Genomic DNA, 352 nt, shown 5'->3' with positions numbered 1-352 from the left:
GATGCATGTATTGAGAATGGCTTATCTGAAAAAACAGCAAAATCAAATAAAGCTAAAATTAGAAATGTTCTTATTCTTAGTGGAAAAAATTCATTAAAGCAAATACGGGGTAAAGATGCTATACATGTTCAGAAACAACTTAGGAAATTACCATCTAATGCACACAAAATGGCTGAGTTTAAAGGGTTAGAGCTACCCGAAATAATTAAACGTAACGAAATCGTTTGTAAGCCAGTTCTTAGTGAAGGAACAGTCAAGGGGACAATCCATACGGTTGTTACTTTCTTTGATTATGCGATTAGGATGGAGTACACAGATCTCAATCCTTTCAAAGGAATGAAATTTAAAAAGG

At 33.8% G+C, this 352-nt stretch carries 1 pseudogene; it reads left to right on the top strand.

Annotated elements, in window-relative coordinates:
• A pseudogene (locus tag ASV53_RS25780) lies at nt 1–352 on the top strand (hypothetical protein); the annotation flags it as partial.

The organism is Photobacterium sanguinicancri (assembly GCF_002265265.1).
Taxonomy (GTDB): Bacteria; Pseudomonadota; Gammaproteobacteria; order Enterobacterales; family Vibrionaceae; genus Photobacterium; species Photobacterium sanguinicancri.
Note: the sequence above shows the minus strand (reverse complement) of the source record. Positions and strands in the feature narration are given on the sequence as shown.